This window comes from Microbacterium keratanolyticum (assembly GCF_016907255.1).
GTDB lineage: Bacteria > Actinomycetota > Actinomycetes > Actinomycetales > Microbacteriaceae > Microbacterium > Microbacterium keratanolyticum.
Window position 1 is genome coordinate 2523767 of the sequence record NZ_JAFBBQ010000001.1, and the last position, 23916, is coordinate 2547682.

Sequence of the window (23916 nt, forward strand, 5' to 3'; positions counted from 1 at the left end):
GCCTTACTCCTGGCCTGGTCGTCTGCGCCCGAGCTTGATCTCGGATCGCTGACGCTTTCCCTCAAGCCGTCGACGCTGCGACCCCTTCGTCGGACGCGTCGCGCGTCGCATGATCGGCGGCACGACGGCGTCGCGGAGTAGTTCGGCGAGACGCTGGCGCGCGGCGGCTCTGTTCTGTCGTTGCGAGCGCTGCTCAGCGGCGCTGATCGTGATCACCGTGCCGGAGAGTCTCGTCGCCAGGCGCTCGATGGCTCGTGCACGCTGCGTCTCGGTCAACGCCGTGGTCGTGGCCAGATCGAGGCTGAGCTGCACACGCGAGTCGGTGGTGTTGACGCCCTGCCCGCCGGGTCCTGAGGCATGAGAGAAGCGTTCGACCAGCTCGCTCGCGGGCACGGTGAAGCCATGCGGCGCCCCAGGGCCCGGAGGTACATGCAGGTCTGGCATGTGCTCAGTCTGCCGCAGTGGGTACGCTCGGCGCGGAGCAGTCGGGCTGTGCCGCGACTGACAGGATAGAAGAATGACCGCAACGCTCGTCGCCAAGGGCCTGGCTGGGGGCTATGGCCACCGCACCCTGTTCGATTCCCTTGATCTGACTGTTGCGCCCGGTGACGTCGTCGGAGTCGTCGGAGCGAACGGTGCGGGCAAGTCGACACTGCTGCGCCTGCTCGCCGGCATCGATGAGCCCCAGGCCGGAACGATCTCGTTGGCTCCGGCGGATGCCTTCGTCGGCTGGCTTCCGCAGGAGCACGAGCGCGTCGAGGGCGAGACGGTCGTCGAGTACATCGCGCGTCGCACCGGGTGCGCGCAGGCGACGGGCGACATGGATGCCGCGGCAGTCGCCCTCGGGGATCCCTCGCTGTCGACGGTCCCGGGCGCAGATCCAGCCGACGTCTACTCTGCGGCCCTCGAGCGCTGGCTGGCAAGTGGCGCCGCAGACCTTGATGAGCGCGTTCCCGCGGTGCTTGCCGACCTCGGACTCGAGGTCGAGGGTGCAGCACTGATGACGTCGCTTTCGGGTGGGCAGGCGGCCCGCGTCGGTCTCGCAGCGCTCCTGCTCTCGCGCTTCGACATCGTGCTGCTCGACGAGCCGACGAACGACCTCGATCTCGAAGGTCTCGAGCGCCTCGAAACCTTCGTGAAGGGTCTCCGGGGCGGGGTCGTGCTGGTCAGCCACGATCGCGAGTTTCTCGCACGCTGCGTGACCCGAGTGCTCGAACTCGATCTGGCGCAGAACTCCAACCGTGTGTTCGGCGGTGGCTACGACGCCTATCTGGGAGAACGGGAGACGCTGCGCCGCCAGCAGCGTGAGAAGTACGACGAGTTCGCCGACAAGAAAGCCGATCTCGTCGCACGTGCGAGAACGCAGCGCGAGTGGTCAAGTCAGGGCGTGCGCAACGCCATGCGGAAGGCGCCAGACAACGACAAGATCAAGCGCAAGGCATCCGCGGAATCCAGCGAGAAGCAGGCCCAGAAGGTGCGCCAGATGGAGAGCCGCATCGCACGCCTCGAAGAGGTCGAAGAACCGCGCAAAGAGTGGCAGCTCGAATTCACGATCGGTTCTGCGCCGCGCTCCAGCTCGGTGGTCTCCACGCTCAGCTCCGCCGTCTTCCGGCAGGGCACCTTCACGCTCGGGCCGGTGTCGCTGCAGGTGAACGCGGGGGAGCGCATCGGCATCACGGGGCCGAACGGGGCAGGCAAATCGACGCTGCTGCGGGCGCTCCTCGGCACGCAGCATCCCGATGAGGGTACTGCGAGTCTCGGCGCCAGCGTGCAGATCGGAGAAATCGATCAGGCGCGCTCGCTGCTGGTGGGCTCCAAGCCTCTCGCAGACACGTTCGAGGCGATCGTCGGTGACATGACCTCGGGCGACGTGCGCACATTGCTGGCGAAGTTCGGCCTCAAAGCCGACCATGTGAACCGCCCGGTCGAAGAGCTCTCGCCGGGAGAGCGCACGCGCGCCGGCCTCGCGCTGCTGCAGGCGCGCGGCATCAATCTGCTGGTGCTTGACGAACCGACGAACCACCTCGATCTGCCTGCGATCGAGCAGCTCGAACAGGCACTGGAATCCTACGAGGGAACGCTGCTGCTCGTGACACACGACCGGCGGATGCTCGCTGCCGTGCAGACCGATCGGCACTGGCGCGTCGATGCGGGACAGGTCTCGGAGGTGTAGTCGTGTCAGACCCTGTGGAGTTCATCCGATCCGCCGCCCTCGGTACGCGGATGACGGTGCGCACGCGCATCGAGGGCGGGTACACCGACGCCGTCGGCTACCTGCGTGAGCGCGACGCCCAGCACTGTCTGATTGAGACACGTCGCGGCATGGTGACGATCGCGTTCGCGGACGTGCACCTCGCGAAAGAGGTGCCGCCGCCTCCGCCGCGGAGACCCCCGCGCGCTGTGCCACGATAGAGCTGTGGCTGTTCATCTTCTCACCGGCGCGGGGTCCGGAATCGGTGCTCTTGTCGCGAAACGCTTGATCGCGCGGGGTGACGAGCTCGTTCTTCTTGCCCGGGACGCCGGTCGCGCGCGTGCGCTGGCAGAGCAGCTTCCGGGGGCGCAGACCCTTGTCGGAGACTTGTCCGAGCCAGGACGCCTGTCGTGGGCGCTCTCGCACCAGAGTCTTCCCGCACGGCTTGACAGCCTCGTGCATGTCGCAGGGATCGTCGATCTGGGAGCAGTCGCGGATACGCCAGTGAACCTCTGGGAGTCTCAGCTCGCCGTGAACCTCGTCGGGCCGGCGGAACTCACCCGTCTCCTGCTGCCCCAACTGCGTCTCACGCGCGGGCAGGTGCTGTTCGTCAACTCGGGTGCCGGGTTGCGCACCTCCGCAGGATGGTCCGCGTACGCGGCATCCAAGCATGGTCTGCGCGCGCTGGCTGATGGGCTGCGCGCAGAGGAAGCCGAGCACGGCATCCGCGTCGGCACGATCTATCCCAGCCGCACCGCCACTCCCATGCAGGAGCGCGTGTTTCAGCAAGAGGGTCGCGAGTACACCACAGCAGGACTGATTGATCCGGATGTCGCCGCAACAACGATCCTGGCGATGCTCGATCTCCCGCGCGGCGCACAGCTGACGGATGTGACATTGCGCGCAGAGTGAGCGTGCCCGCCTTCGCGCGGGGCGGGATCTAGCTCCGTCGCATCCCCACGGTCGGAGCGGTCTCCACGAATCCGATCTGTTCGTACAGCCGGCGACCAGGAGGATCCGCGAGGAGCGTGATGTACGGGTTCGCCGGAGCCGTGTCCTGGATCCGCGCGACGAGGGTGTCCATCACGGCCCGACCGAGTCCCATCCGCTGATGGTCCGGATGCGTCGCGATGTCGGCGATGTGGAAGTACCACCCTCCGTCACCGATCACGCGGCCCATCGCGACGACCTGGGCGGTCGAGCGTTCGCGGATGTGGCAGAAGAACCAGGTGCCTGCGATCGCGGCGGCTCCCTGTTCGACCGTCTTCGGTGAGAGTCCTGCGTCCGTGCGCAGCGCGACATAGGCGTCCACGGGTGGTGCGTCATGGATCAGTTCGTACCGGTCGGCGAGAGTCATGGAGAACATTGTTCCAGCACCGGCAGCTGACGCAGCTTGTTCCGGCCGCGCACCGCGCGTTCGCATGTCGGACCCCCGCCCTACGATGATGACAACTCACTCTCAGGAGGTTCTCCCGTGGCTCACCCTCAGCATCATGCCCTCAGCTACGTCGAGTTCGGCGTGGACGATCTCGCCGCGACGCAGGCCTTCTACGAAGCCGCGTTCGGTTGGAAGTTCAACGACTACGGTCCGACATACCGAGGGATCCAGGCTCCCGACGGCGAAGGCGAGGTCGGTGGCTTGGATGCCGGTGCGCAGCCCGGTCAGGGGCCGCTGGTCCTGCTCTTCTCGACAGATCTGGATGCCACCGTCGACGCGGTTCGTGACGCTGGGGGAGTCATCGTCACCGGGCCCTACGAGTTCCCTGGCGGCCGACGCTTCGAGTTCGAGGACCCGAGTGGCAATCGACTGGGCGTCTTCGCAGAGGCGTGACGGCCGACATCCCTCACCCGTCGTGGCGGGCGGTCTCGAGGTCTGACAGTGACCGTGCTCGCGCCCGTTCACGTTCCATGACCGCGACGGCAACGCACAGGAGTGCGGCGGTGCCGGCGACGGTGAACACGGGGGCGATGGCACACAGCAGCACTCCTCCTGCGCAGACGAGGAAGATCGCGGATGCTGCGCCCGACACCTGCCCGCGCAGCAGCACCGCCCACGCCATGACCATGTAGACCGCGACGGGGATCGTGAAAGCGAGAGAGGCCGTCGCGACGGTGAGATGCTCAGCCCCTCCGGTGAGCAGGTCGAGTTCGACCTCGATGCCCGCGGAGACAGCTCCGATCGCCGCGAAGATGAGGTAGTGCGCGTACCCGAAGGCGAAGCCGCGGGAGTTGCGCGTGAGGCGCTCGCCCTGCGCCCGGGAGAAGTAGACCCACCACAGTGCGGCGGCCGTCACGATGCCCGCGACGGCGAGACCGATCAGGCCGTCGACACGGGCTTCGCCGTTGCGTGCGCCGATGATCGAGTTCGCGGAGGCGAGTAGGCTCTCGCCGAGCAGGATGAGCGTGAACAGGCTGAACCGTTCCGCGATGTGGTGCGGATGCCACGGCGTGCGCCGCTTCCGCTCCGCCCAGACCGGCACGAGAAGCTCCAGCGCGACCATGACCCAGAACGTCCAGAACTGGGCGGGGCCATCGAGCGGCAGGCGGGCCAGCCACAGCACCTGCACGATCGCGATCCCTGCGGCGTATCGCAGCGCAATGGACCTGTTCTCGGGGTCGGACAGCGCGAGCCGCAGCCACTGGGTCACGAGGGCCAGTCGCATGATGACGTAGCCCCACGTCACGGTCGCCCAGTCGCCCTCCGCCATCGCATCGTGGACGCCCGCGGCCAATACGAGCACGCCGGCCATCTGCGCGATGGTCGTCACGCGATACAGCCAGTCATCCGTGTCGAATGCCGAGGCGAACCAGGTGAAGTTCATCCATGCCCACCAGATCGCGAAGAACACCATCGCGTACGACAGCGTCGTCTCGGCGGCGTGACCCTCCGCGATGCCGTGGTGCAGGCTCTGCGACGCCTGCGAGACCGCGACCACGAAGACGAGGTCGAAGAACAGCTCCAGGGGGCTTGCGACGCGGTGCGATTGGCGAGGGTCACGCCCCGACATGCGGATCAGGCCGATGCGGTGCAGCAGGTCTGTGGTCATGGTGTCCTCACGCAAGCGTCTGGGTCAGGGAGCGGATGCTGCGCGTCATGCGCACACGTCCGAGGGCGCCGTTCACGATGGGCATGAACGGCTGCACATGCCCACACTCGACATCGCCGATGAGCGGCACCCCGAGTCCGCCGAGTGCATCGAGAACGGCCTCGCGCTGCGTCATGTACTCGGTGTCCGGAGCGCGGGTGCGTCCGATGAGGACGGCGCTCGCGCGGTCGAAGAAGCCGGCGAGCCGCATGCCGTGCAGGGCGCGGCATGTGGTGAGCGCATCCTTGCTCGACGCTTCCACGTACACGATGAGCCCCTCGGGTGCGTGCTGATCGACGAATGTCGGGACATCGCCGTAGGGAGTTCCCGCGACGTTGCACAGGGTGTCGATGCATCCGCCGATCAGCCGGCCGGTCACGTCGACGTCTTCGGGGCCTTCATCGAACCGACTCCAGGTCCCCGGGGTGTCCAGCGTCATCTCGTCGATGTCGGGATGCGTCAGATAGTTGTCCCAGCCGATCGCACGGAATCGCCCCGGCGGTGTCTGCGTGAAGCTCGCGCCTTCGGACAGCGCCGTGATGTCCTCCCATCCGAAGAGTCCGTCGGGCGCCCGGTAGGGAGTGTCCATCAGATTGTTGCCGTGCACCGTGGCGACTCCGGTCAGGAGCGTGAGCGGCGTCAGGAGCGTCGAGATGTCGGAGAAACCGACGAACCACGTGGGCTCTGCCTCGCCGATCACCTCCCAGTCCAAGAGCGGAAGGAGGTCGATCGCCGTCACTCCGCCCCACGGCGGGACGACGGCACGGATGCCCGGATCCGTCAGGAACATCTGGAGTTCGCGGGCGCGTTCCCGCGCTGGTGCGCTCACATGGCGCGTGCCATCCATGCAGGAACCGACGACGATATTGAATCCACGGTCGCGAAGCCCGGCGATCGCCAACTCCAACCGTGCGCGTTCGCCATTCGTCACCCCGCTGGAGGGCGAGGTGACGGCGATCGTGTCACCCGGAACAAGCGGTGCGGGATAGCGAATGGGCACGGAACTCCTCTCAGGGGGCAGATGTCGGTGCAGCGGCGTGCTTCTGAAGCGCGGCGAGGTCGTGAGCCCCGTCCACGGGACATCCGTGCACGGACGGGATCGCGCGGAGCGGAACGTGCTCCGCCAGGCGCAGCGGGGAAGCGATGATCCCGCCGCCCCAGAAGACCACACTGGCCACTCCCCAGGGCATCACCTCGTCGCAGACGACGCTCCCGGCGGTGTCGAGCACCAGCATCCGCTGGTCGTGCTCTCCGGGGTAGGGGCTCGTCGCGCCGACCGTGACCCCGTCTCGCTCCTCGAGAACGCGGATGATGCCCGCCCGTGCGGCTGCGGCATTGACGAGACTCGCCGACCCGGACACGCGACGCCGACGCCCGACCGGTTCCCACGCCGCCAGCGATACGAGGATGTCGGTGGCCTTGGCATCGTTTCCGACGGCCACGACGTCATCCGAGACGCGCTGCATCGAGGTGTTGTGTCTGCCGATCTTTGCGGTGAGCTTTCGTGTGACCATGAGGATCGCGAGATCGATCTCGAACAGCCCGTAGTCGGTGAGGAGGAGAGCGCGGCCTCCGGGGAGCGCCAGCGCGTCACGGAGCATCCCGCGCACCCCCTTGAGGATGCGCCAACTGCCATCTGTGAGGCGGAGAATGCCCACGCGCACGGCCGCGATGCCATCCACCCACGACGTCAGGAGAAGGTCCCCCTCGAGAAGCAGCGTCGTCGTGCTGTAGCCGTCCGGATTCTCCCCGCGTGCCGGAACGGGAAGGTCGAAGGCCTGACTGGACATGACGTCATCCTAGGGCTGCGGACGCGAGCATCTGGCCGCTCGATAGCATGTCGGTCATGGGACTCTCGAGCGTCGTCACCTATGACGGTCTTCCTGCGTCGTCCGGCGGTGCCCACGCGCTTCGCGTGAAGAAGCCGGCGGCTGCATGGTCCTCGGTCGGGAAGTTCGTCGACGCGTGCCTCGTGCCGCTGTCCGATCGCGTGACACTGCGCCTCTGGGCGGGCGGCCCCGCAGAAGCGACACAGCACGTCATGGACGTCGCATCGTCCGCGCTGGGCGGGCCCTCTCGGCGCGACCATGCACGGACCGAATGGAACGTACGCCCCGAAGCGCTCGAGACCGTGCTCAGCGCACTCACGGAGATCGGCGCAGCCGGCCTCCCCGCGCACGGCGGACATTCCCTTGCTGCGCTCGTACGCACGGTCGAAGGGGGCTTGATCGACCCGCGGACCGGCACCGCCTACGCGAACATCACCCCCGAGGCTTTCGACGATTTCGCCGTCGACGGCTACGGCCGTCGCCTCGGACGGTCCGGCATCCGCGCATCGGTCGGAACGGCAGGATCCTCTCTGTCTCTCTGGGTCAATCTCCCCGACACGGATGAGGAACTCGCACGCGCCGCAGGCCATCTGCAAGCGCACCTTCCGTTCCGACTCTCGACGAAGCACTGGCGCCGCTGGCAGCAGACCAGGAACGGCCAGAGCTACCGCTCAGCCAAGATCGCATCGCCGCTTGCGAGGTAGTTCCGCTGTCGTGTCATCCGCGGTTCGTCGGCCGCGCCCGCTCCTGCGGGGAGCCGATCGATGTGGGTTAGCCTTGTTCGCAGTGAGGTGACTTCGGCGATGGCGACGAAGACGCGCCGGATGACGCCAGAGGAAGGCATACGACACATGACGCAGCATCGCATCTTCGAGACCGAAGGCCGCGCCATCCCCTACATCGAAGAGGGATCGGGACCGATCGGACTCGTGCTCATCGCGTCGGAGTCGCTCGAGCGCGACGGCCTCGGAACCGTCACGCACTACCTCGACGAAGAAGCCGGCTTCCGCGTCGTGCGCGTGGGTCAGAGCGCGGATCGCACTGCTGTCGCCGACCGCATCGCTGACGTCGAGGCGGTCATCGATCACCTCGGATTCGCGACGACGTGGATCGGGGGATACGGCGCAGGCGGAACGATCGCCCGTGAGTACGCGAACACCCACACCGAGCGCCTCAACGGTCTGCTCCTCCTCGGCGTCGAAGACGTCGACATCCCGCTCGCGCCGATGATCCCCGTGCTGATCGTGCAGGCCACCGAAGACGCCACGGCCCCCTTCGCGAACGGCGAGAAGCTGCAGGCCACGGCACCCGATCGTGCCAGCATCAAAACGGTCGAGGGAGCTGATCACCTGTTCCCGGTGACGCACCCGATCGAGACCGCCGTCATCATCGAGGAATATCTGGACTGGGACTGACGCCTCAGGCGGCTTCTTCGCGCAGTCGCGGTTCGATGCGGTGCTGTGGGCGGAACCCTGCCTTGTCCGCGTAGAACGCGCGGATGCGGTCCATGTCCGCAGGGATGTCGCCGGTGAGCTCGATCGTGGGGCCGAGTCCCGTCGTCATGGTCGTGCGATCGACGTATCCGAGAGTGACCGGCATCCCCGTCTCCCGGGCGATGCGATAGAACCCGCTCTTCCAGTGCGTGTGGCCCTTGCGGGTCCCGTCGGGGGTCACGACCAGGCCGAAGGTCTCGCCTGCGCGCACACGCGCCACGACATCGCCGACGACGCGGCTCGGGTCGGATCGATCGACCGGGATGCCCCCGAGACGACGCATGATCGGTCCGCGCCATCCGGCGAACAGGCTGCTCTTGCCGAGCCAGCGCACGTCGATCCCGAGGCGCCAGGCGATCGCGAGCATGAGGACGAAATCCCAGTTGGACGTATGCGGAGCGCCGATCAGAACAGTCGGACGAGTGGGCGCCGCCTCCGTCTTCAGAGTCCAGCGGCTGAGCGCCCAATACATCCGGGCCAGGGTACGGCGAAGCATCCGTCCACGCTAGGACACCCCGTATGCAGGGTGCGGCATGCGTCGACCGGGGGAGAGGCGGATGCCGCGTCCCGGGCTTAGTTCGCAGCCGCGCGGATGTACTCCGTGACCTTCTTCTCCGTCTCGGGCGTCCAGGCCAGCAGCGCGAAGGAGGTCACCCACATGTCTCCGTCGTCGAGGTGCGCGGCCTCTTCGAAGCCGAGCGTCGCATAGCGGGACTCGTACTTCGACGCGGCCTTGAAGAAGACCACGACCTTTCCGGCCGCATCCGTGTATGCCGGGAATCCGTACCAGGTCTTCGGCATCAGGTGGGCTGCCACCTCGGCCACGACCCGATGGATGCCTTCCGCGAGTTCACGATCGTTCGGCGGCATCGCCTCGATCGCTTCGCGGATGGCCTTCTCGCCGGCGTCGCGGTTCTTTCCGGCTTTCTGCTCCGCGCGCAACTCCGCGGCGCGCTGTTTGACGGCCTCGCGCTCCTGCGCGGAAAGCCCTTCGCTCTTCTCAGCCATGAGTGCTCCTTCGTTCAGGGATCAGCGGCGGCGCGGCAGGTCGATCGGACCCGTCACGGAGAGCTCATCCTCCCAGACTTCGATCCCCTTCACATCAGGCATCCGTGCCTTCGTGAACACCGGATCCAGACCTGCGCGGCGTTGCTCGGTGTAGTCCTTGAGCAGTCGGAATGCGATGCCCGAGAGCAGTGCGATCGCGATGAGGTTCACCAGCGCCATGATGCCCATCGCACCGTCGGCAAAGTTCCAGACGACATCAGCCGAGACCACCGACCCGACGAACACGGCGAGGATCGCCAGCACGCGATACGACAGCAGCACGGCAGGACGCATCGTGATGAACTCGATGTTCGACTGTCCGTAGTAGTAGTTGCCGAGGATCGAGCTGAACGCGAGGAGGAAGATGATCACGCTCAACAGGACGTTCGACCATTCGCCCAGGGCGCTGACCATCGCACCCTGCGTGAGAGAGATGCCCCGCTCGGCATTCGCAAGATCGGGCACCGAGACGAGCACGATGAACGCGGTGATCGAGCACACCAGGAACGTGTCGAAGTAGACGCCGAGAGTCTGCACGAGCCCCTGCTTGACGGGGTGCGTGACCGCGGCGCTCGCACCGGCATTCGGAGCTGACCCGAGACCGGCCTCATTCGAGAACATGCCCCGCTTGACGCCGGTGAGGATGATGTAGCCGAGAGCAGCGCCGACGATCTCGTTCGGACCGAACGCCTGGGTGAAGATCGCCCCGAAGACTTCGGGCAGGCGCTCGATGTGAATGGCGACGATCACGAGTCCGACCAGCAGGTACAGCAGCGCCATGAGCGGCACGAGCATCTGGGTCACCGACGCGATGCGGCGCACCCCGCCGAAGATCACCGCGGCCATCAGCACGGCGAGCACGCCGCCCACGACCCAGGGCAGCCAGCTGAGCTCCATGCCGCCGAAGCTGCCGGCGAGCGTTGCCTGAATCGTGTTGGCCTGCAGCGAGCTGAACGCGACGGGGAAACAGACGATAAGGATGACCGCGAAGAGCACGCCCATCCAGCGGGCACCGAGACCGCGCTGCATGTAGTACGCGGGACCGCCACGGAAGCCGTCGGCATCCCTCGTCTTGTACAGCTGCGCGAGCGAGGACTCGATGAACGACGACGCGCCACCGACGAAGGCCATGAGCCACATCCAGAACACCGCTCCGGGCCCGCCGATGGCGATCGCCGTGCCGACACCGGCGATGTTGCCGACGCCGACGCGTGACGCGGCCGAGATCGTGAACGCCTGGAACGCCGACACGGACTGCGGCGTGCCGTCTGCGGTGCGCGGCGTCTTGTCGGTGAGAGTACGGATCATCTCCGGAATCAGACGGAACTGCACGACGCCCGAGCGCACGGTGAAGTACAGCCCCAGCGCGATCACGACGGGGAGCACCGCCCACGTCCAGAGATTGTCGCCCCAGGTCAGCAGCCACTCATTCACAGCATCCATAGCCGTCAGTATCGCGGCACATCCGCGCCTCGAACCAGAGGCGCGCCCCTGGTAAAGTCAACCCCCTCGTCTCGCACATGCCTTCGTCGTAGCGTCGTGCACGGCGCAGACCAGGCGTCGAGACCGAATCGGCATGACACAGAACGAGGAGAGCACGATGGCAAAGACCACCCGTCGACAGAACGCAGAACACGGTTTCACCGCATCCGGAGACCTCGCCACGGCGCTTCAGCGCGTGCTGGTCGACCTGCTCGATCTCGCCATGCAGGGCAAGCAGGCACACTGGAACGTCGTCGGACGGAACTTCCGAGACATGCACCGCCAGCTCGACGAGATCATCGACGCCGCTCGCGGTTTCAGCGACACGGTCGCGGAGCGCATGCGTGCGATCCACGCGGTTCCCGACGGCCGCACCGCGACCGTCGCCGAGGCGTCGAGCCTGCCAGGGTTCCCCGAGGGGGAGGTGTCGACGGACGATGTCGTCGACCTGATCACCGAGCGCCTGGAGGCGGCCGTGCAGACCATGCGCGACGTGCACGACGGTGTTGATGAGGAAGATCCCACGTCGGCAGACATCCTGCACGCCGTGATCGAGAGCCTTGAGCAGTTCGCCTGGATGGTGTCTGCGGAGAAGCGCACCCCGGCGAAGAGTACGGCGCGCGCGAAGGCCGCGTCCAAAGGCTGACAACGCACGCGACAACAAGGAACGCCGCGGCCCCCTCGGAGGCCGCGGCGTTCCTTGTCTCAGATCAGACGGTCTGCGCGAGGACGGCGAAAGACACCGCGCCCTCATCGTCGACCGCGGCATCGAGGACCTTGTCGGAGAGAGCGACGGCCGCCTGCTCCTCCAGGAAGATACGTGCGCCGGACGCCTCGACGATGGCATCGGCGGCCTCCGGTGCGGAGGCGACGTCGACGGCGAATCGTGCTGCGCCGTCTGCTCCCGGTTCATCCGTCGTGTGGATTCGCAGTCCTGCCTCAGAGGCGCTGCTGCGTCGGCTGACGAGCGTCGAGACGATCGCGGTGGCGTTGTCGGTCAGAGTGAGCATGCTGCTGTCCTTCCGGTTGCGTGAGCGATGCGGATGCATCGCCTGCATTCCACGGTTGTCGAGGCCGAGAGCTCTCACAACCCGCACGCGCCCATTCGGAGGGCTTTCACACGAAGCCCGGATCGCCCGTGCAAGAATCCGCGCGCGTCCGCACGCGGGCGGGTATCGCGGGCTACCATTCGGGGCATGAAGCACCCCGAGCGCAGGCAGGTCCGGTGGCGGGCGAGTGCGTCGGCACTGGGCGGAGTCGTCGTCGGGATCGCGGCCGGATCCGTCGGGGGAATCGCCGCGGGCATCGTCGCCGGGTGGGGAACGCTGGCGGTCGTCAACGTGGTCTGGGTTCTCCTCGAGGTTTGGCGCATGGATGCGGCCCAGACACGCGCTCATGCGACGGCGGAGGACCCTGGCCGACGCACAGCGAGATTGATCGCCACGATCGGAAGTGGCGTCAGTCTTGCGGCCGTCGTTCTGGTCGTCGTGCAGGCGCGCAACGCACAGGGCATCGACGCGCTCGCGCTCGCGGGAATCGCGATCCTCAGCGTCGTGGCATCCTGGGCGCTCATCCAGGTCGACTACATGCTGAGGTACGCGCGCGTCTTCTATCAGGACGACCGCGGAGGGATCGACTTCGCGCAGCAGGAGGATCCGGAGTACACCGACTTCGCCTACTTCTCGGTGGGCCTCGGTATGACCTATCAGGTGGCGGACACGACGGTGCGTTCGAATGCGATTCGCCGCATCGTGATCGCGCAGACGCTTCTTGCCTACCTCTTCGGGGCGGTCATTCTCGCGACGATCATCAATCTCATTGCCACACTGGGCTGACGTCTCTAGTTGTCGGAGTCGCGTGCGCGCCGGTGTCGGATCGCCATCGGCACGACCAGCCACAGGATGAGGACGAGCAGGGACGACGCCACGAGAGTGATGAGTGCCGCCGTACGGTGCATCGTGAAGTCGATGATCAGCGTGGTCACGCCCACGCTCAGCGCACCGATCACCAGCAGATCGATCCGAACAATCAGCGCCGCATGCCGCACCAGAACGGGTTTCAGCTGCTTCCCGAACAGTGCGCGGTGCAGCCCCACCGGCGCAAGGGCGAGGACCGTCGCGAGCGCGGCCAGCAGCACCAGGATGACGTAGAGGCTCACCTGCGCGGCATCCAGCTCTGTGAATCGGGGCTGGAACGCAACGGCGAGCAGAAACCCCGTGAGGATCTGCGTACCGGTCTGCATGACGCGCAGTTCTTGAAGGAGCTCCTCCCAGTTGCGGTCGGCGCGCTCGATCGCCGTCTCCTGGCGGCCGTCATCGCGATCGTCGTGCCTGTGTTCGTCCGACTCCGAGGTCATGCCCTTATCTTGCCAGCGCATGGCGCGTCCGACGAGATGGTCTGGCGCTTGGCCCATGTGCGGAGGGAGCGGCGTAGCATGGGGGGATGACCACGCCGACCCCTCCTGCATCCGCACCCCTCACGACCCCGCTTCAGGCGCCGCCGGGGTCGCTGAACCTGCTGCCGGTCGATGAGACGGCAGGCGGATGCTGTGGCGGAGGCGCCTGCAGCACAGGCCTCTGAGCCCATGACGACAGAGAACCCCCGCACACGGATGTGCGGGGGTTCTTTCGTGTGCGCGGTCAGTGACCGTGGCCTGCAGGAGCCTCAGCGGGGTTGTCGGCGGGCTTGCGGATGAAGAACGCGCCGACGATCGTGATCGTCGCGATGATCGCACCCAGCACGAAGGCCAGACGCGAGCCGTGCGCCACGGCCTCTGGGACGTGGCTGCCGCCGCCGGCGTTCACGGCGACCGTGAACACGGCCATCATCACGGCGATGCCCGCGGCACCGGCCACCTGCTGTACGGTGCCGATCACCGCGCTGCCGTAGGAGTAGAACTTCGGCTGCAGCGAGGCCAGCGCTGCCGTGAACAGCGGCGTGAACGACAGCGCGAGTCCGACCGAGAGCGCGGTCTGCGCCACGACGACGAGCCAGAGAGGCGTCGCCTCGGTGAACGACGTGAACAGCCACAGCATGCTCGCTGCCATGATCGCACCGGGAACCAGGAGGATCCGCGTGCCGTGCAGGTCGTAGATCCGGCCGATGAGCGGACCGAGCAGACCCATGGCCAGGGCGCCCGGCAGCGCGACGAGGCCTGCGTCCATCGCCGGCAGACCCATGGCGTTCTGCAGGAACAGCGGCACGACCGTGATCGATCCGAAGAAGGCGAGGGCCAGCAGGAACATCTGTGCCATCGACAGCGTGAAGTCGCGAGAGCGGAACACGCGCAGGTCGAGCAGCGCGTCATCCTTCTTCTGCAGTACGACCTGGCGCCAGAGGAACAGGGCGAGACCCACGACCCCGACACCCAGAGCGATGAGCAGCGGGGCGGGGGAGACGGCGGTGCCCGCGAGCGCGCCGATCTGGCTGAGGCCGAAGACAAGACCTCCGAAGCCGAGAGCCGACAGCAGGATCGAGAGCACATCGATGGGAGCATCCATCGTCTCGCCGACATTCGTCAGCCAGCGCCACCCGATGAAGAGCGCGACGAGCGCGATCGGGAGCACGATGAAGAAGATCGAGCGCCATCCGAGGTGGTCGAGCAGGAAGCCGGACAGCGTCGGGCCGATCGCCGGGGCGAGCGACATCACGATGCTCACCCGGCCCATCATGCGACCGCGCGCCGCGGGCGGCACGAGGTTCATGATGGTCGTCATAAGCAGCGGCATCATCATCGCGGTGCCCGCCGCCTGCACGACCCGTGCGACGAGGAGCATTTCGAAGCCGAAGGCGAGTGCCGCCATGAGCGTTCCCACTGAGAACAGCGAGAGCGCGGCGAGGAAGATCTGACGCGTCGTGAAGCGGCGCAGCAGGAATCCGGTGATCGGAATCACGACGGCCATCGTGAGCATGAAGGCGCTCGTGACCCACTGGGCGGCAAGCGGCGAGATGCCGAGGTCGTCCATGAGGTGCGGGATCGCGATGCCCATGGTCGTCTCGTTCAGGATCGCGACGAAGGCCGCGGTCAGCAGTACCCAGATCACGCGCATATCGCGACGCGGGATCAGGGTCTTGGGCTCCTCGGCGGAGGAGATCACGGGGGTCGCCCCGGTGTCGACAGCAGACAAGGATTCCTCCGGGAGAAAGTGTGGGATGGTGCACGAATGTGCGAAGACTTTCGAGGATAACGGCTCCGGGCGACATTTCATTCCGTCCTGAGCGAACCGCGTCACGACGTCCGACGGCCTGGCTACGCTGAAGGAATGAGCATGCATGGCGGCCCGGGCGGACGCGGCGGAGGATTCCGCGGAGTCGACGAGGCGGCGCAGAAGCGAGAGAACGCCGCCGCACCCGTGATCGAGAGACTCGGCGCGCGGGTCGTCGCGCTGTTCCGTCCCTACCTCGGACGCATCGTCATCACCGGTCTGCTCGTCATCGTCGGTGCAGCGATCGCTGTGATTCCGCCGTTGCTCGTCCAGCGCATCTTCGACGACGCGCTCTTCCCGGTCGAAGGCGGCGCGCCGCAGCTCAACCTGCTGGTGGTGCTCGTCTCCGTGATGATCGGGCTCTTCCTCCTCTCGGCCGGCCTCGGCGTCGCGCAGACCTGGTTCACCTCGACCGTCGGAAACAGCGTCACGGGTGACCTCCGCGTACGTCTGTTCGAGCATCTGCAGGCCATGGAGCTCGGGTTCTTCACGCGCACGAAGACTGGCGTCATCCAATCCCGGCTGCAGAACGATGTGGGCGGCGTCGCCGGTGTGCTCACGAACACCGTCACCAGCATCCTCGGCAATGTGGTCACCGTGATCGCATCGCTGGTGGCGATGATCCTCATCGACTGGCGCCTCACCCTGATCGCCGTCGTCCTGATGCCCTTCCTTGTGCTCGTGCAGCGCAAGGTCGGGCAGGTGCGTGCGCGCATCGCGGGCGAGACGCAGGAGTCGCTGTCCGAGCTCACCTCGATCACGCAGGAGACGCTGAGCGTCTCAGGCATGCTGCTGTCGAAGTCGTTCAACCGGCAGCGCACCGAGTCGTCCCGCTATCAGCGCGAGAACCGCAACCAGGTCGTGCTGCAGGTGCGGCGGGCCATGAGCGGGCAGGGTTTCTTCGCCGTCGTCCAGGTGATCATGGCGAGTGTTCCCGCTGTCATCTACCTCGTCTCCGGCTACCTGATCACGGGCGGCAGCGATGCCATCACCGCCGGGACGATCGTGGCTTTCACGACGGTGCAGGCGCGCCTGCTGCAGCCGCTCATGGGTCTCATGCGCGTCGCGCTCGACCTGCAGACGTCCAAGGCGCTGTTCGCGCGGATCTTCGAGTACCTCGACATGGTCCCGCAGATCCAGGATGCCCCGGGGGCGATCACCGTCGCCCAGGCTCCGGGGCCCCGTGGTCGCATCGAGTTCCGTGATGTGGTGTTCCGCTACCCGGATGCCACGGCCGACTCGCGCCCGACGCTGCAGGGGGTGTCGTTCGTCGCCGAGCCCGGACAGCACGTGGCCTTCGTGGGGCCGTCGGGCGCAGGAAAGACCACGATCCTGTACCTCGCCCCGCGCCTGTACGAGGTGCATGATGGGCAGGTCCTGTTCGGGGGCGCGGACGTGCGTGCTCTGACTCAGGCGTCGATCATCGACGACGTGGGCATCGTCTCGCAGGAGACGTACCTCTTCCATGCGACGATCCGCGAGAACCTGCTGTACGCGAAGCCCGACGCGACCGAGGACGAGCTGATCGCCGCGTGCACGGCGGCGAACATCCACCACATCATCGCGGGCTTCGAGCGCGGCTACGACACCGTGGTCGGTGAGCGCGGGTACCGACTCTCGGGTGGCGAGAAGCAGCGCATCGCGATCGCACGGGTGCTTCTGAAGGATCCGCCCGTGCTTCTGCTCGACGAAGCGACCTCGGCCCTCGACACGGTGTCCGAGCGCGTGGTGCAGGAGGCTCTCGACGAGGCGGCGCGAGGACGCACGACGCTGTCGATCGCGCACCGCCTCTCGACGGTCATGGCCGCCGACGTCATCCATGTGCTGGAGGCGGGACGGATCGTCGAGTCGGGGACGCACCGTGAGCTCATCGCGCGGGGAGGGCTCTACTCCGACCTCGCGGCGCAGCAGCTGGCGGCGTCGCATGTCCTGCAGGACGAGGAACGGATCGCCGCGGAGAGCGACTGAGCACCGTCACCAGGTGAGGGCGTCCGCCAGGCTCGGATCCGGTCGGGCTTCTGCGAACTCAGGGAGCGTCTGCAGCCGGGTGAGGAAATCCTGAAGGAGCGCGGGGTACTCCGGGTCCGGATGCGTGTCCGCGATCTCGAGCAGCGGCGGGGCATCCATCGCGAGAATCAGGGCAAGCCGTGCACGCACGGCGTCTGTCGCGCCGGCATCCCGCAGCACCTCGATCCCACCCCACAGGGCGGTGAGATAGTCACGCAGGACCGCCACCTGGTTCTTGCCCTGAGAGAGGGAAGAGCCGTCGGCTCGCAGACGCCAGTGCACGAGGACGTCCGGGATCACATCGAACGCCCGCGCCCGCGTGTACATCAGCTGCGCGACGACCTGGTCCTCATAGGCGACCCCGGTGGGAAACCGCAGGTCCTGCCAGAACTCGGTCCGGCTGACCTTCGACCAGGCGACGATGTTCGCCGACGCATCCGGATGCTGCATCAGCGTGGTGGCGCGACGCTCGGGTGCGGTCGCAGCGGCCGTCCACGGCTGCACGCGTCCGGGGCGGTAGGCGATGCCGTCCCACCGCGAGCGCACGTAGGCACCGGCGACGAAGTCGCTGCCGGTTTCGCGGAGCGTCTGCGTCGTGCGTGCGATGGCGTCGCGGGTCAGCTCGTCGTCTGCGTCCAGAAACCCGAGGAACGGGGTGTCGACGTGTTCGAGTGCGAGGTTGCGTGCCGCACCCAGCCCGCGGGATTCACGATGTGACAGCAGAGTGAAACGGGGATCCCGCGCCGCGGCCTCGGCGAAGATCTCGCCGGTGGTGTCGACGGACCCGTCGTCGACCAGGAGTGCTCGCCAACGCGGCTCGGTCTGCGCCCGCAGTGAGTCGAGGGCGGCAGGGGCGAAGGGGGCGATGTCGCGACCGGGCACGATCATCGTGACGATCGGGGCAGAATCGGGCACGTTTCGAGTGTAGGCCGCTGAGGCGACGGTCAGCCGACGGCGGCGACGGATTCCGCGACGAGGCGTGCGAGCTGCAGAGGGGCGTCGGGGGAGAGCTGCTCTCGCCCGAACGTGAAGCGCAGAGACGTGTGCGCGACTTCGGGGGCGATGCCGAGAGCCAGCAGGACGGGGGAGGGCTCATCGCTGCCGGCGGCGCACGCCGAGCCGCTGGAGGAGACGACACCGCGTCGCTCGAGCTCCAGCAGAACGGACTCTCCGCTGGTTCCTGCGATCGTGAAGCTCGCCGTGGCGGGCAGCCGATGCACGGGATCGCCCGTGAGCCGGGCGGTGGGAACAAGACGCAGCACCTCGGTGATGAAGGCGTGGGTCGCCGCACGGACCCGATCGGCGACGTGCTCGCGCTCGATCTCCGCGAGCTCCAGTGCGGTGGCGAGACCCACAGCGCCCGCGACGTTCTCGGTGCCGGAGCGACGTCCGCGCTCCTGACCGCCGCCGTGGAGCAGCGGCTCCAGCGGCACGCGTCCACGCACGATGAGTGCGCCGATGCCCTGGGGGGCGCCGAGCTTGTGCCCGGCGATCGAGATCGCATCCGCACCGATCCCGGCGAGCGGCAGCCAGCCAGCGGATTGCACGGCGTCCAGATGGAGCGGAACGCGATGCTCCCGGGCGATCGCGGCCAGGGCTGTGGCATCCTGCACGGTGCCGATCTCGTTGTTCGCGTGCGCGAGCGAGATGAGTGCGGTGTCCTCTCGCACCGCGCCGCGGAGCGTATCCGGTTCGACACGACCGTGTGCGCCGAGCGGAAGGAGCGTGATCTCGACGCCGTGGAAACGACGCAGATACGACGCCGATGCCCGCAGCGATTCGTGCTCCATCGCGGTCGTGATGAGGTGCCGATGCCCGGATTCGAGCGCCGCCAGCACGATCCCCTTCATCGCGAGGTTGTTGGCCTCGGTGCCGCCGGAGGTGAAGACCACATCGCTCGCGCGCATCCCGAGGACCCGCGCGACGCGCGTCCTGGCATCGGAGAGGACCGCCGCCGCCGCCTCGCCCACGGTGTGATGGCTGGAGGGGTTGCCCACCGGACCTGTGAGGTGCGGCGCCATCGCGGCGAGCACCTCCGGGCGCAGAGGCGAGCTGGCGGCATGGTCGAGATAGAGCACGTCAGTCGATCCGGATGTCCAGGCCGAGGTCGAGCGCCCGGGCCGAGTGTGTGAGTGCTCCGACCGAGATCACCTGCACACCGGTCTCGGCGATCGCCCGCACGGTGTCCAGGTTCACGCCGCCGGATGCTTCCGCTGTCGCCCGTTCACCGATCAGCGCGACGCCTGCGCGCAGGTCGTCGAGCGTGAAGTTGTCCAGCAGCACGGTGTGCGCGCCGCCCGCGAGGACATCCGGGATCTGGTCGAGACGATCGACTTCGATCACGATGTGCGTGGTGTGCGGAAGTTGAGCGAAGGCGGTGCGCAGAGCCTGCGCGAGGTCGTCTCCGGTCCGTCGGATCACGGCGAGATGGTTGTCTTTCGCCATGACGGCGTCCGACAGCGTTGTGCGGTGATTGCTGCCTCCACCGCTGCGCACTGCGTGGCGTTCGAAGGCGCGGAGTCCCGGCGTCGTCTTGCGGGTGTCGGCGATGCGCACCCCTGTGCCCTCGACCGCGGCGACGTAGGCGGCCGTCAAGGTGGCGATTCCGCTCATCCGCTGCGCGAAGTTGAGCCCGATGCGTTCGGCCGTGAGCACGCTGCGCGCGGAGCCGGTGACTGTTGCGAGCACATCACCGGCGACGAAGGAGTCGCCATCGGCGAAATGCAGATCGACCGCGACATCCGGATCCGTCAACGTGAAGGCGGCCGCGAACACCTCGCCGCCGCTGAAGACGCCGGGCTCGCGGGCGACGAGATCGGCAACGGCCTGCGTCTCGGCGGGGATCAGCGCCGTGCTGGTGACGTCGCCCCACGGGGCGTCTTCCTCCAGGGCGGCAGCGACGACGCGGGTGAGGGTGGCGGCGGTGAGCATCAGAGTCCGATCAGTGCAGGAGCGGGAGCGAGATGGTGAGCGCCCACCGAAGAGGTGCGGGCGAGGGCGGCGGATGCTGTGGCATCCGCGACCAGAAGGAGATTGGCGTCTTCGTGGGTGGCGACCGTCGTCGGCAGCGGCATCGTCTTCCGCCAGCGGGTGATCATCGCTCGCGCGTGCGTCATGCCCTCGACGGTGCGGAGGAGTCCCACGTGATCCCACATCAGCTGCTGGAGAGCCGCGCGCGTGAACGGCGGGGCATCGACGAGAGCGTGCACTCCGGGAGCATCCACGGTCGCCGGTTGCGGGAGCGCGGCGGGGGTGTCGAGAGCAGCGGCGGCCCGTGCACCGAACACAGCGCCCTCCAGCAGGGAGTTCGATGCGAGGCGGTTGGCGCCGTGCACGCCCGTTCGGGCTGCTTCGCCGACGGCGAAGAGCCCAGGGACGCTCGTACGGCCGTCGAGATCTGTGACGATGCCGCCCATCAGGTAGTGGGCAGCGGGTGTCACGGGGATCGGCTCGCGAGCCCAGTCGAATCCTCGCTCGCGGGTGACGCGGTCGATTGTCGGAAAGCGTCGCGCGAGCGTCTTCGCGAGCATGTCCGGCGTGCTCAGTACGGTGGCGTCCAGGCGCACGTCAGCGTGCTGTTCCGCCGCCTGCCGGGCGATCGCCCGGGCGACGACGTCGCGTGGTGCGAGTTCTCCGTCGGGATGAGCGTCGAAGGCGAAGCGTCGACCCTCATCGTCGATCAGAGTCGCTCCCTCGCCGCGCACGGCCTCTGACACGAGGAACGGCTCTCCAGGGCTAGCGAGGATCGTCGGGTGGAACTGCACGAACTCGAGATCCGTCACCGCTGCGCCGGCGCGCAGTGCCGCCGCGATCCCGTCGCCGGTGACATCCAGCGGATTGGTGGTGCGTGTGAAGAGCTGACCGGCGCCGCCGGTCGCGATGATCACCGCATCGGCGAGAAGCTCCTGCTCACCGTCCGCCGTCAGGACGCGGATGCCACGCACGCGGGCAGAGTCCTCGCCCAGAAGGAGATCGCACAAGAAGGTGTGCTCGTGCACGACGATGTCGCTCGCCTGCACGGCGGCGACAAGAGCGCGCGAGATCGCGGCGCCCGTGGCATCGCCGCCCGCATGCACAATGCGGGGAAAGGCGTGCGCCGCCTCATGTCCGCGCAGCAGAGCCCCGTCAGGGCTTCGGTCGAAGTCGACGCCGCGTTCGAGCATCTCCGCGATGCGGGCGGTGCCTTCGCTCACGAGGACGTCGACCGCGGCAGGGTCGCTGAGCCCCGCACCCGCCTGAATCGTGTCGGCCGCATGGGTCGCAGCTGAGTCGTCGGGGCCATACCAGCCGGCGACGCCGCCCTGGGCGAGGGGGGTGCTTCCGCCGCCGAGGGCGCCCTTGACGACGAGAGCGACCCGGTGCCCGCGCTCACGGGCGTGCAACGCTGCGGTGAGTCCCGCGACGCCGGCGCCGACCACGATCACGTTCATGCGCGTGGTGCGGCATCCTGCGTCGCGACCGGTGGCTTCGCCGCCAGCATCCGCTCCAGGGCGACGCGCGCCGGATCGGCGACATCGGCGCTCACCTGGATCCGGTTGGGAGTCCGCCCCGCAACGAGTTCTTCCAGCACCCAGGCGAGATACCCCGGGTGGATCCGATACATCGTCGAACAGGGGCAGACGACCGGGTCGAGACAGAAGATCTCGTGCTGCGGGTACTGTGCCGCCAGACGTCGGACCAGATTGATCTCGGTGCCGATCGCGAACGTGGTCGGCGTCGTCGCCGCATCGATCGCGCGACGGATGTAGTCGGTGGAGCCTGCCTCATCTGCCGCATCCACGACCTCCATCGGGCACTCGGGGTGCACGATCACGCGCACACCCGGGTGCTCGGCGCGCGCCTGATCGATCTGCGCGACCGTGAAGCGGCGGTGCACCGAGCAGAAGCCGTGCCACAGGATGACTCGCGAGTCCGCCAGCGCCTCGGCGTCGTTGCCGCCGAAGGGGCGGCGCGGGTTCCACATCGGCATCTGCTCGAGCGGAACGCCCATGGCCTTCGCGGTGTTGCGGCCCAGGTGCTGGTCCGGGAAGAACAGCACGCGACGTCCGCGTGCGAATGCCCACTCCAGGACGGTCTGGGCGTTGGAGGACGTGCACACGATGCCGCCGTTGCGCCCCACGAAACCCTTGATCGCCGCCGAGGAGTTCATGTAGGTCACGGGGATGACGGGAAGCAGGCCATCCGCGTCGACCTGATCGAGGGGGCCGAGCACCTCAGCGAGCTGCTCCCAGCACTCCTCGACCTGGTCGATGTCGGCCATGTCGGCCATGGAGCATCCGGCGGCGAGATTCGGCAGGATCACAGCCTGCTCGGGCTGTGAGAGAAGGTCGGCGGTCTCCGCCATGAAGTGCACGCCGCAGAACACGATCGCCTCGGCGTTCGGGTGCTCCTTCGCCGCGGTCGCGAGCTGGAACGAGTCGCCGACGTAGTCGGCGTGGCGCACGACCTCTTCCCGCTGATAGAAGTGACCGAGGATCACCAGACGGTCGCCGAGGGTCGCGCGCGCCGCCTGGATGCGCGCGTGCAGCTGCGCCTCGTCGGCTTCGCGGTACGCCCGCGGCAGCTCGCCCTGGCGTGGTGCCCCGGTCGGGATGACATCGCCCATCGACGATCCTGGACCGTAGCCGGGGCGGGTGTCGAAGTCCCAGGGCCCCGCGGCCAGATCGGTCGAACAGGTGGCATCCGTGGATGCCCCGGCGACGATGGACTGGATCGCGTGGTCGACGGAAGGGTCACGCAGGGCAGGAGTGGTGAGCGTGCTCACGGTCATGGCGTCCTTGTTTCTTCGGGGGCGAGCGGGCCTCGGTCGGCGAGCTCGACGTCGGTGTTGTAGCGGTACAGGCGGGCGGGGCGGTGGCTTCCGGTGCGGAAGCGGTCGGTGGGGATGAGAGTGCCGGATGCTTCGACCTGGCGGCGGAAGTTCGCCGGATCCAAGCGGCGCTGCAGGATCGCCTCGTAGGCATCCCGAAGCTCAGCAAGAGTGAATTCCGGGGGCAGGAACCCATGGGCGACGCGGCTGTAGCCGACTTTGTTACGCAGACGCCACAGCGCGTAGTGGATGATCTGCGCGTGATCGAACGCCAATGGCGGCAGATCCGCGACCTCGAACCACTGCACGTTCTCCGGCGCATGCCCCGCGGCACGGTAGGCGGCGATCTGCCGGTCGACGGCATCGGAGGGGAGCAGTGCCCAGTACACGACCGAGATCGTCCGCGTGGGGGAGCGGTCGACGGCGCCGAAGGCGTAGAGCTGTTCCAGATAGCTCGGCGCAAGGCCCGTGGTCTCTGCGAGCGTGCGGGATGCGGCTTCCTCCAAGCCCTCCTGTGCGTCCAGCCAGCCGCCGGGCAGCGCCCAGTCGCCGAGATGAGGCTCGCGGGTGCGGCGGACGAGAGGCAGCACGATGTGCGGTGACTCCTCCTCGGACTCGCGACGCAGCGTCAGGGTGACAGCAGACACCGCGACGCGGATCGAATCCTCGTTCCCAGTTTTGGTCATTGCGACTCTAACCTCCGAGCATGATCTTATAGTCTCGGTGACTCGAACGTCACCTTTCTTACGTCGCAGCTCCCTGTCTGG

27 protein-coding genes are annotated in these 23916 nt (G+C 67.4%); 10 read left to right on the forward strand and 17 right to left on the reverse strand.

Annotated elements, in window-relative coordinates; translation table 11 throughout:
- Window positions 1–3: 3 nt before the first annotated feature.
- Entirely contained in the window at window positions 4–444 is a 441-nt protein-coding gene (gene arfB / locus JOD62_RS12165) for an alternative ribosome rescue aminoacyl-tRNA hydrolase ArfB (protein ID WP_204939530.1), read from the reverse strand.
- A gap of 73 nt (window positions 445–517) precedes the next feature.
- Between arfB and JOD62_RS12170 the strand changes: the two genes are divergently transcribed.
- Genes JOD62_RS12170 through JOD62_RS12180 form a run of 3 tightly spaced genes read left to right on the forward strand, consistent with a single transcriptional unit; the run spans window position 518 to window position 3103 of the window.
- Window positions 518–2173 (forward strand): ABC-F family ATP-binding cassette domain-containing protein, encoded by a 1656-nt coding sequence (locus JOD62_RS12170; RefSeq protein ID WP_204939531.1) that lies wholly within the window; start codon window positions 518–520, stop codon window positions 2171–2173.
- A gap of 2 nt (window positions 2174–2175) precedes the next feature.
- Window positions 2176–2412, forward strand: a complete 237-nt coding sequence (locus tag JOD62_RS12175; RefSeq protein WP_271171531.1) for a hypothetical protein — start codon at window positions 2176–2178, stop codon at window positions 2410–2412.
- Window positions 2413–2416: 4 nt separating this feature from the next.
- Window positions 2417–3103: an SDR family oxidoreductase gene (locus tag JOD62_RS12180; protein WP_204939532.1), complete on the forward strand. Its 687-nt coding sequence runs from the start codon at window positions 2417–2419 to the stop codon at window positions 3101–3103.
- Window positions 3104–3131: 28 nt separating this feature from the next.
- On the opposite strand, the gene JOD62_RS12185 is transcribed toward JOD62_RS12180, so the two are convergent.
- Window positions 3132–3548 (reverse strand): GNAT family N-acetyltransferase, encoded by a 417-nt coding sequence (locus JOD62_RS12185; RefSeq protein WP_204939533.1) that lies wholly within the window; start codon window positions 3546–3548, stop codon window positions 3132–3134.
- 117 nt (window positions 3549–3665) lie between these two features.
- Here JOD62_RS12185 and JOD62_RS12190 point away from each other — a divergent pair, with 117 nt between their 5' ends.
- Window positions 3666–4022 carry a VOC family protein gene (locus JOD62_RS12190; RefSeq protein ID WP_204939534.1) on the forward strand — a complete coding sequence of 119 codons (357 nt, stop codon included), beginning with the start codon at window positions 3666–3668 and terminating at the stop codon, window positions 4020–4022.
- A gap of 13 nt (window positions 4023–4035) precedes the next feature.
- Here the strand turns inward: JOD62_RS12190 and JOD62_RS12195 are convergent, their stop codons facing one another.
- From JOD62_RS12195 to JOD62_RS12205, 3 genes are read right to left on the reverse strand one after another with little or no spacing between them, the layout of a single operon-like run.
- The gene (locus JOD62_RS12195; protein ID WP_239526680.1) at window positions 4036–5238 is read right to left on the reverse strand and encodes a low temperature requirement protein A; all 1203 of its coding nucleotides are present in this window, start codon (window positions 5236–5238) and stop codon (window positions 4036–4038) included.
- A 7-nt stretch (window positions 5239–5245) separates the two neighbouring features.
- Entirely contained in the window at window positions 5246–6277 is a 1032-nt protein-coding gene (locus JOD62_RS12200) for a S66 family peptidase (protein ID WP_204939535.1), read from the reverse strand.
- Window positions 6278–6287: 10 nt separating this feature from the next.
- A complete protein-coding gene (locus JOD62_RS12205) occupies window positions 6288–7067 on the reverse strand; it encodes a hypothetical protein (RefSeq protein WP_204939536.1) in 780 nt (259 codons plus the stop codon).
- Window positions 7068–7123: 56 nt separating this feature from the next.
- Between JOD62_RS12205 and JOD62_RS12210 the strand changes: the two genes are divergently transcribed.
- Together JOD62_RS12210 and JOD62_RS12215 are read left to right on the forward strand one after the other, a co-directional pair.
- Window positions 7124–7810: a hypothetical protein gene (locus tag JOD62_RS12210; RefSeq protein WP_239526682.1), complete on the forward strand. Its 687-nt coding sequence runs from the start codon at window positions 7124–7126 to the stop codon at window positions 7808–7810.
- 147 nt (window positions 7811–7957) lie between these two features.
- Window positions 7958–8521, forward strand: coding sequence for an alpha/beta fold hydrolase (locus tag JOD62_RS12215; RefSeq protein WP_204939538.1), 564 nt, complete (start codon window positions 7958–7960; stop codon window positions 8519–8521).
- A 4-nt stretch (window positions 8522–8525) separates the two neighbouring features.
- On the opposite strand, the gene JOD62_RS12220 is transcribed toward JOD62_RS12215, so the two are convergent.
- From JOD62_RS12220 to JOD62_RS12230, 3 genes are all read right to left on the reverse strand, one after another.
- Window positions 8526–9095, reverse strand: coding sequence for a 1-acyl-sn-glycerol-3-phosphate acyltransferase (locus JOD62_RS12220; RefSeq protein ID WP_204939539.1), 570 nt, complete (start codon window positions 9093–9095; stop codon window positions 8526–8528).
- A gap of 77 nt (window positions 9096–9172) precedes the next feature.
- Entirely contained in the window at window positions 9173–9607 is a 435-nt protein-coding gene (locus JOD62_RS12225; protein ID WP_204939540.1) for a hypothetical protein, read from the reverse strand.
- A gap of 21 nt (window positions 9608–9628) precedes the next feature.
- Window positions 9629–11089 carry an alanine/glycine:cation symporter family protein gene (locus JOD62_RS12230; protein ID WP_204939541.1) on the reverse strand — a complete coding sequence of 487 codons (1461 nt, stop codon included), beginning with the start codon at window positions 11087–11089 and terminating at the stop codon, window positions 9629–9631.
- 157 nt (window positions 11090–11246) lie between these two features.
- Here JOD62_RS12230 and JOD62_RS12235 point away from each other — a divergent pair, with 157 nt between their 5' ends.
- A complete protein-coding gene (locus JOD62_RS12235) occupies window positions 11247–11774 on the forward strand; it encodes a Dps family protein (protein ID WP_239526684.1) in 528 nt (175 codons plus the stop codon).
- 64 nt (window positions 11775–11838) lie between these two features.
- On the opposite strand, the gene JOD62_RS12240 is transcribed toward JOD62_RS12235, so the two are convergent.
- A complete protein-coding gene (locus tag JOD62_RS12240) occupies window positions 11839–12138 on the reverse strand; it encodes a Fe-S cluster assembly protein HesB (RefSeq protein ID WP_204939543.1) in 300 nt (99 codons plus the stop codon).
- A 186-nt stretch (window positions 12139–12324) separates the two neighbouring features.
- Here JOD62_RS12240 and JOD62_RS12245 point away from each other — a divergent pair, with 186 nt between their 5' ends.
- Window positions 12325–12963, forward strand: a complete 639-nt coding sequence (locus JOD62_RS12245) for a DUF1345 domain-containing protein (protein ID WP_204939544.1) — start codon at window positions 12325–12327, stop codon at window positions 12961–12963.
- A 5-nt stretch (window positions 12964–12968) separates the two neighbouring features.
- On the opposite strand, the gene JOD62_RS12250 is transcribed toward JOD62_RS12245, so the two are convergent.
- Window positions 12969–13484 (reverse strand): DUF6328 family protein, encoded by a 516-nt coding sequence (locus tag JOD62_RS12250; RefSeq protein ID WP_204939545.1) that lies wholly within the window; start codon window positions 13482–13484, stop codon window positions 12969–12971.
- Between the two features lie 86 nt (window positions 13485–13570).
- Here JOD62_RS12250 and JOD62_RS12255 point away from each other — a divergent pair, with 86 nt between their 5' ends.
- Window positions 13571–13708: a hypothetical protein gene (locus JOD62_RS12255; protein ID WP_204939546.1), complete on the forward strand. Its 138-nt coding sequence runs from the start codon at window positions 13571–13573 to the stop codon at window positions 13706–13708.
- Window positions 13709–13767: 59 nt separating this feature from the next.
- Here the strand turns inward: JOD62_RS12255 and JOD62_RS12260 are convergent, their stop codons facing one another.
- A complete protein-coding gene (locus JOD62_RS12260; protein WP_239526685.1) occupies window positions 13768–15255 on the reverse strand; it encodes an MDR family MFS transporter in 1488 nt (495 codons plus the stop codon).
- A 141-nt stretch (window positions 15256–15396) separates the two neighbouring features.
- Between JOD62_RS12260 and JOD62_RS12265 the strand changes: the two genes are divergently transcribed.
- Window positions 15397–17301, forward strand: coding sequence for an ABC transporter ATP-binding protein (locus JOD62_RS12265; protein ID WP_204940197.1), 1905 nt, complete (start codon window positions 15397–15399; stop codon window positions 17299–17301).
- A gap of 6 nt (window positions 17302–17307) precedes the next feature.
- Here the strand turns inward: JOD62_RS12265 and JOD62_RS12270 are convergent, their stop codons facing one another.
- From JOD62_RS12270 to JOD62_RS12295, 6 genes are read right to left on the reverse strand one after another with little or no spacing between them, the layout of a single operon-like run.
- Complete coding sequence (locus tag JOD62_RS12270; protein ID WP_271171532.1) at window positions 17308–18255, reverse strand: glycosyltransferase family 2 protein; 948 nt, start codon at window positions 18253–18255, stop codon at window positions 17308–17310.
- Between the two features lie 29 nt (window positions 18256–18284).
- Window positions 18285–19418 carry a cysteine desulfurase family protein gene (locus JOD62_RS12275; protein ID WP_204939548.1) on the reverse strand — a complete coding sequence of 378 codons (1134 nt, stop codon included), beginning with the start codon at window positions 19416–19418 and terminating at the stop codon, window positions 18285–18287.
- Window position 19419: 1 nt separating this feature from the next.
- Window positions 19420–20271: a carboxylating nicotinate-nucleotide diphosphorylase gene (gene nadC / locus JOD62_RS12280; RefSeq protein WP_204939549.1), complete on the reverse strand. Its 852-nt coding sequence runs from the start codon at window positions 20269–20271 to the stop codon at window positions 19420–19422.
- Entirely contained in the window at window positions 20271–21770 is a 1500-nt protein-coding gene (gene nadB / locus JOD62_RS12285) for an L-aspartate oxidase (RefSeq protein ID WP_204939550.1), read from the reverse strand. The genes nadC and nadB overlap by 1 nt, the downstream gene beginning before the upstream one ends.
- Window positions 21767–23110, reverse strand: a complete 1344-nt coding sequence (gene nadA / locus JOD62_RS12290; protein WP_204939551.1) for a quinolinate synthase NadA — start codon at window positions 23108–23110, stop codon at window positions 21767–21769. The genes nadB and nadA overlap by 4 nt, the downstream gene beginning before the upstream one ends.
- Window positions 23107–23835: an NUDIX hydrolase gene (locus JOD62_RS12295; RefSeq protein ID WP_204939552.1), complete on the reverse strand. Its 729-nt coding sequence runs from the start codon at window positions 23833–23835 to the stop codon at window positions 23107–23109. Before JOD62_RS12295 ends, nadA begins: the two co-directional genes overlap by 4 nt.
- Window positions 23836–23916: the final 81 nt, after the last annotated feature.